Consider the following 8,511-nt stretch of genomic DNA (forward strand, 5'->3'; position numbering starts at 1 on the left):
CGGAGCGGGCGGCCGTGGTGGAACGGGCGCCGATGTCCGGGCGGGCGGCGGTGTCCGGGCGGGCCGCGGTGCCTGAGCGGGCCGCGGCGTCGGGGTGGACGCCGGTGTCGGGGCGGGCGGTGGTGGTGGAACGGTCCGGGTCGTGGCGGCGCGGCGGCGGCGCGTCCAGGTGGGGCGAGGAGCGTGGCTGCCCGTGCATCATCGAGGACCCCCGTCCGTTGGCCGGCACCTCTCCAGGACTACAGCGGGGCCGTCTCCCCACACGGCCCGTACGCCGACGGTCACCCCGCACGGCCTCACCTGTCCAGACAATTGACCGCCACTGACCTCTGCCTGACCGGTTGTGGACAGCCGGATTATCGCGGCCAACCGGACCCATTGTCAGAACGTCGAAGGGGGAGCATTTCGATCATCTATCCCGGCGTCCTCCGGGACCTTCCGGACGGTCCCGTCCCCGGCTCGGCGGTATTCCCTTCATCCCTTCGGCGTAGCGCCCTTGCGCATTCCGCCGGGTGTGCGGAAGTGGCGCGGCAGGCACAGTCGCGGGTATGCCCAAGGTCACTTTTCTCGGACATGCCGGACTTGCGGTGCGCGCGACGGCGTTTCGCCTGCTCGCCGACCCGTGGCTCGCTCCCACCGGAGCCTTCCTGGGGGCCTGGCACCAGTATCCGAGAAACGATCATCTGGATCTCGCCGAGGTGCTCGACGCCGACTGGGTCGCGGTGTCGCACGAACACCTGGACCACTTCGACCCCTGGGTCCTCGAACGACTTCCGGCACGGACCAGAATCCTCATTCCCGCATATCCCGGACCCGCGTTCCGGGAACGGATCCGAAGGGCGGCGGGCGCCCGGCAGGTCATTGAAGTGTCACCGTGGAAGAAATTCCCCTTGGACAATCGCGGGTCCTGGATCACGGCGATTCCCGAGTTGTCGCCGATGTGCCATGACGCAGCATTTCTGATCGTGGCGGACGGGCGCTCGGTGCTGCACTGCAACGACGCCCGGCTCACCGCCGCCCAGGCGCGCCGCGCCAAGCACCTCGCGGGCGGACGGCTCGACCTCATGGCGCTCCAGACGTCCGGCGCGTCCTGGCACCCGATCTGCTACGAGTACCCGCCGGAGGAGATGGCGCGGGTCTCGCTCGCCAAGCGGATCGCCAAGCTGCGCGCGGCGCAGCGGCTCGTCCGGCAGACCGCGCCGGAGCTGGCCGTCCCGTTCGCCGGGCCGCCGTGCTTCCTGGACGAGGAGGTCGCCGGCCTCAACTGGGTCCTGGACCAGGAGGACGGCGCGTTCTGCGACCCCGAGGCGTCGGTGCGCTGGCTGCGCGAGCACCTGCCGAACCAGGCGTTCGACCACTTCCAGCCCGGCGACGCCGTCGAACTCGACACCGGCGCGGTCACCCGCGACCCCGTGTCCGCCGCGTTCTCCTACGCCTGGTCCCCCGCCGACCGCACCGCCTACCTGGAGCGGTACGCGGCCGACCGCAAGGAGCTGGTCGCGGGCGTCCTCGCGTCCTACCCGGAGCCCGGCCCGGACCTGTTCGAGCGGTTCACCGAGCACTTCCGCAGGCTGGGGTCGCTCAGCGACTACTTCCTGGAGCAGATCGCCATGACCGTCCGGTTCGAGGTGACCGGGCCGAACGGCGGGTCCTGGGACGTGGACCTGCGGCCCGGCGCGGTCTCGGTCGCCGAGGCCCGGCCGGACGTCCGCCCGCAGTACCGGATCACGGTCGCCGGGCGCTGGCTGGACACCGTCCTCACCGGCCGGCTGGCCTGGGAGGACCTGCTCATCTCGTTCCGGCTCAGCCTCTACCGCGACCCGGACGTCTACAACGACCACCTCGTCGGCCTGCTCAAGCACGCCAACGCGGCGGCGCTGCGCGCGGTCGAGGAGTACGAGACCGGGCGGGACGAGTCGGAGCGCATCATCGTCCACTCCGCGGGCCGCAACTTCGACATCCCGCGCTACTGCCCGCACGCGGGCGAGGACCTGTCCATCGGCGCGGTCGTCCGGGACGGGCAGATCCACTGCCTCGCCCACAACTTCGCGTTCGACCTGGCGACCGGGCAGTGCGTCAACGCGCGCGCCGCCGCTCTGGGCAGCCGTCCCGTGGACGCCTGCGCCGCCCCGGTGGCCCCGTCCGCGTCCACGCCCGCGTCCACGCCCGCGTCCGCCGACGTGTCGGCCGTCGAGCTCCCGGCCACGGCCATGGACGTCCCCGCGTCATTCGGAGGCCCCACCTCCGTGGACGCGCCCGCCCCGGTGGGGTTGGCCGCGACGGTGGAGTCGCCCGCGCCTGTCGAGTGACGCACATAACTTCACACGGCCCGTGGACCACCCGTCCACGGGCCGCCGAGTGTCCGGCGAACGGTGGGGGCGGCAGGGCTAATGAGTGGGTGCGTGATCGTTTGATCCGGTAACGTTTTCCCCGGTTTTACGGGGTTGATGGGACTTTGGGGGATGGTCGTGGGGAAGATCCGGCGTGCGGTGTCGAAGGCGCGCCCGGCCGTGCGGAAGGTGCGCGGCGACCGCCGCCGGCTGGCCGTGGTGGCCATCGTGTTCGCGCTGCTCGTCGGCGGTATGGAACTGCTCGCGCTGAAGCTCGGATCGTTCGACGTGCCGTTCGACGGCGTGGACGACACGACCGCCGGCGCCGACCACAGCGTCACCGCCACCACCCACTGACCGCGCCCCACAGGCCGCCCAGCACAGGCCCGCGGGCCGCTAGGTGGCGGAGTGGTTCCGCTCCTTCATGATCGCCTGGAGATCGGCGGCGTCCGCGAGCGTGGGGCAGGCGTACTTCTCCTGGTGGCCCCAGGAGTAGGAGATCTCCAGCGGCGGGTTCGGGACGAGCAGGTCCCAGCGCGCGAGGAGCGCACGGAACTGCGCGGCGGTCGGCATCCAGTACTGCTTGTCGCCGCCCGAGCAGCCCTGCCCGAAGGTCTGCAGGACGGGCGCGACCGATCCGCGCGGGATCCCGGCCTGGTCGGCGAGCCGCACCATCCGGTCGATCGCGCCGAGGTCGCACGCGGCGCGCGGGCTCGTGCCGCCCTGGCACGGGTAGGGGTCGAGCCCGATGACGTCCACGTTGAGCTTGGCGGGCGTCGCGTCCCGCATGGGCCAGTCGGTGAGCGAGACGAACGCGACCTGGCCGGGCGCGCTCGTCCTGATGAGGTCGGCGCGGCGGCGGATCTCGGTGAGCACCCTCGGGCACCGGCCGGGGTTCGGCTCGTCCGACAGGTACCAGCCGTACACCCGCGGGTCGCGCCCGTACCTGCGGACGGCGGCGGCGAACGCGTCGAAGGACAGGGAGAAGTCGTCGCAGGTGAAGTTGCCGACCCAGAGCATCGCGCGCATCCCGGCCGGGATCCGCGCGAGGGCGGCGTCGTCCGGCTGCGCGTCCACCAGGTCGAAGCCCAGCTCCTTCAGGCGCGGGTAGTCGGCGGGCTTGGTGTTCAGCGCGATGCGGCGGGTCTGCACATGCCGGGCCGGCCGGACGCCGGGTGTCGCGCTCGGGCCGGTGTACGGGCGGTGGCCGCCGGACGACCGCTCCCACACGGCGAGCAGGACCCCGGCGCCGAGCGCGGCCACGACCACCGCCAGGACGATGGCGAGCCGTCCGGTCCGCGACACCCGTATCCCCCTGGCGCTCACACCGCGCCTCACACCGCGTCCGGGGCTCGGTCGCCGGTGCTCTCGGCGGGGTCGTCCAGGCGGCCGGTGTCCCGTCCGGCGGGCCGCACCGAGCCGTCCGGCGCGACCGCGAGCGGTGGGACGGTGAAGCCGAGGATGTGCCGGACGGTGTCCCACAGCGCCCGCAGCGTCGCCCGCATGGACGGCTCGCGCAGGTACACCGCGTCCACCGCGACCCGCGCCGGGACGATCCGCTGGACGTAGTTCACCAGGTCCACGGTCTCGCCCGGTCCGAGCACGTCGAAGTCGCGGAACCGGACCTCCGACACCCCGGTCAGGCCCGGCCGGTGGTCGAAGATCCAGCGGGTGTCCGGGCCGTAGTGGACGGCGAGGTCGTAGGTCTCCGGACGCGGCCCGACCAGCGTCATGTCGCCGCGCAGGACGTTCCAGAGCTGCGGCAGCTCGTCCAGGGACCAGGCGCGCAGCAGCCTGCCGACGCGGGTGAGCCGCGGGTCGGCGTTCGCGGTGACGGTGAGGCCGCCGACGCCGGTCCGCATCGTCCGGAACTTCAGCATCGTGAACGGGTGGCCGCCCTGCCCCACGCGGGTCTGCCGGAACAGCCCGGGCCCGGGGCTGGACATCCGCACCAGGCCCCAGATCAGCACGAGCGGGACCGCCAGCAGGACCAGGCCGAGCAGCGCGCCGCACACGTCCAGCGCCCGGCGCGCGCCGGAGGGCGGGACGCCGTCGGACGGGTCGACGGGGGACACCTGGAGTTCGGTCATGACGGGGCCGCCTCCGCTCCGAGGGGGGTCCGCGCGCGCAGCCGGGCGAACCAGAACAGCAGGACGAGGGTGGTCGCGGTGTAGGAGAAGGCGGACGCGACGGCCGCGCCCGTCGCCCCGAAGCGCGGGATCAGCAGCAGGTCGAGGACGACCGTGACGGCCAGCCCGGCGGCCTGCGCGACCGAGGTGAGGCCCGGCCGTCCGATCCCGTACAGGTACGCCTGGAGCAGCCCGGACACCCCGAAGGTGACGAGCCCGCACAGCAGCAGGTAGGTCGGGGTGCGGGCGCCGTCGAACGACGACCCGAACACCCACGGCAGGACGGTCCCGGTGAGCAGCGCGAGCGGGAGGGCGGCGAGCGCCGACACGGCGAGCGCGGGGAGGATCAGCCGCCGCGTCCGCTCGGCCGCGACGTCCCGCGCCTCCTTGGCGAAGTCGGGGTAGAGGACGTAGTTCATCGCCAGGCCCGGAAGCTGCACCAGCTCGGCGAACTTCGACGCGACCGTGTACACGCCCAGCACGGACGGCCCGGCCATCGCGCCGAGGAACGCCACGTCCAGCCGGAGGTTCAGCAGGTCGACGAGCTGCCCGAGCTGTCCGCGCATCCCGAATCCGGCGATCTCGCGGCCGAGCGCGAACGAGGGCCGTCCCCAGCCGGTGAAGAAGCCGCGCCGGGCCAGCCGTCGGGCGATCCAGGCGGCGGCGGCGACGTCGGCGAGGACGAGCGCGGTGACCAGCGCGCCCGGCCCGTACCAGAAGGCGAGCATCCCGACGTAGAACGGCAGGAACACGAACTCCTCGACGGTGATCGCCAGGCTCGCGCCGCGCAGGTCGCCGGTGCCCTGCAGCAGTCCCTTGCCGACCGACACGAACCCCTGGGTGAAGGACGGCACGGCCGCGGCGAGCGCGACCCAGAAGCCGAACGACCGGAAGAAGAGGTAGAAGATCGCGGGCGACAGGACGAGCCAGGCGAGCCCGCCGGCGACCGCGCCGCCGACCGTCAGCCACGCGACCGTCGGCCGCACCCGCCGCTGGTCGTACCGCTCCCCGGCCAGGTAGTAGGGCGCGGCGCCCATCAGGCCCGCGTTCGAGAGCTGGCACACCATGCCCGGCAGGATCCGGACGAGCGTGAGCGCGCCGACGAGCTCCGGCCCGCCGATCCGCGCGACCAGGACCGTCGCGATCCCGAGCGAGGCGAGCGCGCCGAGCCGCCCGGCCATGTTGCCCGCGACCAGCGCGACCATCCGGTTCCGCAGCCCGCCGCCGCGTTCCCCGGTGAGCGTCATGGGTTGGCCTCCCGCCGTCGTCCGTAGAGGTCCACGGCCGCGATCAGGCCGAAGAACGCCCAGCCGTGCCGGTAGTGCAGGGTCTGGTAGAACAGCGCGGACACCAGGAACACCACGACCAGCGCGCCGAACAGCTCGGGACGCGGCACGAGGTCGGCGTACTCCCGGTTCAGCGCCCCGCGCCGCGCGATCCGCACGCAGCGCAGCAGCAGGACGAACACCAGCGTGATCACGGCGACGCCGCCGAGGAACCCGCGTTCGAGCACGGCCGCGATGTAGTCGTTGTGCGCCTCGCGGACGTAGGAGTACTGCTCGTCGTAGCTGTGCCGCCGCACCTCGTTCGGTCCGATCCCGAACGGGTGCCGTTGCTGGCTCAGCATCGTGAGGGTCGTGTTGAGGACGGTTCCGCGCGACTCGGTGCTCTCGCCGGTCGTCCGGCCGATCGAGTCGCGCAGGATCGGCGCGGTGCTCCCGACCTGCTCGACCACGGTGGCGACGTTGATCTGGCTGAGCAGGACGACCGTCCCGCCGCCGAGGACGGCCGCGAGCGCGCCGACGGCGACGGCGTGGTGCGCCTTGCCGGCGCGGACGAGGCCCCAGAGGCAGCCGACGACCAGGGCGATGCCGAGCGCGAGCGCGCCGCCGTTGGAGCCGGTCAGGAACTCGGCGGTGAGCAGGATCGCGCAGACCGTCCAGCGGGCGCCCTTGCGGCGCGGGAGCTGGGCGGCGCGGGCGATGAAGAACACGCAGATGAACCAGTTGGACGCGTAGTTGGCGTCGCCGAAGGTGAACATGGCGCGCGCGCCGTCCACCTGCTTGCCCGACAGCGCCTCGATGCCCGCCGCCATCCCGACGATCTCCATGACGGCGTAGAGCGTCCCGAGGTGGACGTAGGCGCGCAGCGCGATCCGGGTCATCCCGGTGTCCTGGCAGAGCGTCGCGACGCAGACCGCCCACAGGAGCACGAACACGTCCTTGACCAGCGGAAGCGCGCCCGCGCCGCTGTTCGCCAGCGCGGCGGTCGCGCCCGCGAGGACGGCCAGCAGCGTCGGCACCAGGAACGGCCACGGCACCGGCCTGCGCCGCGACGCCGCCCACAGCAGCGTCGTCCCGGTGAGCAGCACGAGCAGCGCGTCCGGGATCGCGGTGTTCCCTGGCCCCGGACCCATGCCGAACGGCATCAGCATCGGCAGCGACGCGATCGACAGGACGAGCACGACCGCGGTCAGCCGGACGCGCCGCCTCCCGGCGGGCGCGCCGCCCGCCTCCGGTGTGTCGGCGGTGTCCGGCCCGGTTCCGCGCGGCGCGGTGGCGCCCGGTCCGGCGCCGTCCGGCGTGGTGAGGAGCATCGGCGTCACCGCCGGTGGGGACGGGCCGAGGTGCCCCGGTACGTCTCGTCCAGGACGGTGCCGAGGTAGCCGGGGGTGAACCAGTCGCCGACGCGTCCGCGCGCCCGCTCGGCCATCCGCGCGGCGGCGACCGGGTCGTCCAGCAGCGCGGCGGCGGCGACCGCGAGGCCGTGCGGGTCCTGCGGCGGGACGAGCATCCCGGTCTCGCCCGCCAGCACCAGGTCCTGGTTGGACGGGACGGCCGTCGCGACCAGCGGTATCCCGGCCGCGATCGCCTCGACCAGCACGCACGGCAGGCCCTCCCAGCGGGACGCCATCGCCAGCACGTCGAAGGCGGGCAGCAGCTCCGGCACGTCGTCGCGGTGGCCGAGCCAGCGCATCCGCCCGGTCAGGCCGAGCCGCCGGGTGAGCCGCTCCACCTCGCCCGCCATCGGCCCGCCGCCGATCCACAGGCCGAACACGTCGTCCGGCAGCTCGGCGAGCGCCCGGACGAAGATCTCCGGCCCCTTCTGGAACTGGAGCCGCCCGACCGACCCGACGACCTTGACCCCGAGCGGCAGGTCCAGCCGCCGCCGGGCGCGCGCCCGCGCCCCGGACGACGCCGCCGCCTCGAACGCCGCCACGTCCACGGCGGGCCACGACAGCCGCACCCGGTCCGGGGTCGCGAGGCCGAGCCGCAGCGCGGTCGTCACGGTCTCCGACCCGATCGCCAGGAACGCGTCGGTGTGCCTGGCCGCCATCCGCTCCAGCCGCACGTACACCGACCGGCGCAGCGGCGACTGGAACTCGTTGAACGGGAAGCCGTGCCAGGTGTGCACGATCCGCGGCACCCCGGCGCGCGCCGCCGCGATCCGGCCGATCACGCCGCCCTTCGCGCTGTGCGTGTGGACGACGTCGTACCGGCCCTCGACGAGGACGGCGGTGAGCGTCCGGAGCGCCGCCAGGTCGTCGCGCGGCGAGATCTGCGGGACGAGCGTCCGGACCTGCGTGATCTCCATCCCGGCCCCGAACGCGCGCGGGGTCAGGTCGCCCGCGGCGGCGTTCGCCACGGCCGCCTCCCCGTGCAGCACGTCCGGCGCCGACCCGGCCCCGTCCCTTCCGGAGCTGCCGGACCCGCCGGACCCGCCGGAGGAGCCGCCGCCGGACGACCCGTCCGCCGCCGCGCTGTCCATGCCGACGCCGCCGGTGATCACCGCCCGCTCGTACCGGTCGGGGTCCAGCGCGAGCGCGCCGTTCAGCGCCACGTTCCCCGCGCCGCCGTTGAACCGGGTGATCACGGTCGCGACGCGCAGCTTGCGGTCCGGGTCGAAGGCTTCCAAGGCGCACCCCTCTACAGGCCGGGCGGATCGGCCGGCGACCCCGCGTCGCGCGGCGCGGCGGCGGACGGCTCGGGCCGCCGCGCCGGGTGGTACTCGGGCAGCAGCCGCCGCAGGATCCGGCGCACCCCGTCGGCGTC

Annotated in this window: 8 protein-coding genes; 2 read left to right on the forward strand and 6 right to left on the reverse strand. The window is 73.8% G+C overall.

Annotated features, from left to right (window positions below):
• Nucleotides 1–202, reverse strand: a 202-nt coding sequence (locus tag DZF91_RS41525; protein ID WP_207661890.1) for a hypothetical protein, incomplete at its 3' end; no start/stop codon positions are given.
• Between the two features lie 346 nt (nt 203–548).
• Here DZF91_RS41525 and DZF91_RS16540 point away from each other — a divergent pair.
• The gene (locus DZF91_RS16540; protein ID WP_117358355.1) at nt 549–2,309 is read left to right on the forward strand and encodes a Rieske 2Fe-2S domain-containing protein; all 1,761 of its coding nucleotides are present in this window, start codon (nt 549–551) and stop codon (nt 2,307–2,309) included.
• 138 nt (nt 2,310–2,447) lie between these two features.
• Nucleotides 2,448–2,687, forward strand: coding sequence for a hypothetical protein (locus tag DZF91_RS16545; protein ID WP_147341180.1), 240 nt, complete (start codon nt 2,448–2,450; stop codon nt 2,685–2,687).
• 39 nt (nt 2,688–2,726) lie between these two features.
• On the opposite strand, the gene DZF91_RS16550 is transcribed toward DZF91_RS16545, so the two are convergent.
• Genes DZF91_RS16550 through DZF91_RS16570 form a run of 5 tightly spaced genes read right to left on the reverse strand, consistent with a single transcriptional unit; the run spans nt 2,727 to nt 8,374 of the window.
• Nucleotides 2,727–3,635, reverse strand: coding sequence for a glycoside hydrolase 5 family protein (locus DZF91_RS16550; RefSeq protein WP_117358357.1), 909 nt, complete (start codon nt 3,633–3,635; stop codon nt 2,727–2,729).
• Between the two features lie 29 nt (nt 3,636–3,664).
• Nucleotides 3,665–4,420 carry a sugar transferase gene (locus tag DZF91_RS16555; protein WP_117358358.1) on the reverse strand — a complete coding sequence of 252 codons (756 nt, stop codon included), beginning with the start codon at nt 4,418–4,420 and terminating at the stop codon, nt 3,665–3,667.
• Nucleotides 4,417–5,706 carry an oligosaccharide flippase family protein gene (locus DZF91_RS16560; protein ID WP_117358359.1) on the reverse strand — a complete coding sequence of 430 codons (1,290 nt, stop codon included), beginning with the start codon at nt 5,704–5,706 and terminating at the stop codon, nt 4,417–4,419. The genes DZF91_RS16555 and DZF91_RS16560 overlap by 4 nt, the downstream gene beginning before the upstream one ends.
• On the reverse strand, nt 5,703–7,055 hold the full coding sequence (locus tag DZF91_RS16565) for an O-antigen ligase family protein (protein ID WP_117358360.1): 1,353 nt from the start codon (nt 7,053–7,055) through the stop codon (nt 5,703–5,705). Before DZF91_RS16565 ends, DZF91_RS16560 begins: the two co-directional genes overlap by 4 nt.
• Before the next feature lie 5 nt (nt 7,056–7,060).
• A complete protein-coding gene (locus DZF91_RS16570) occupies nt 7,061–8,374 on the reverse strand; it encodes a glycosyltransferase (RefSeq protein ID WP_117358361.1) in 1,314 nt (437 codons plus the stop codon).
• Between the last annotated feature and the right edge of the window lie 137 nt (nt 8,375–8,511).

It is taken from the genome of Actinomadura logoneensis (assembly GCF_003428695.1).
Lineage (GTDB): Bacteria > Actinomycetota > Actinomycetes > Streptosporangiales > Streptosporangiaceae > Spirillospora > Spirillospora logoneensis.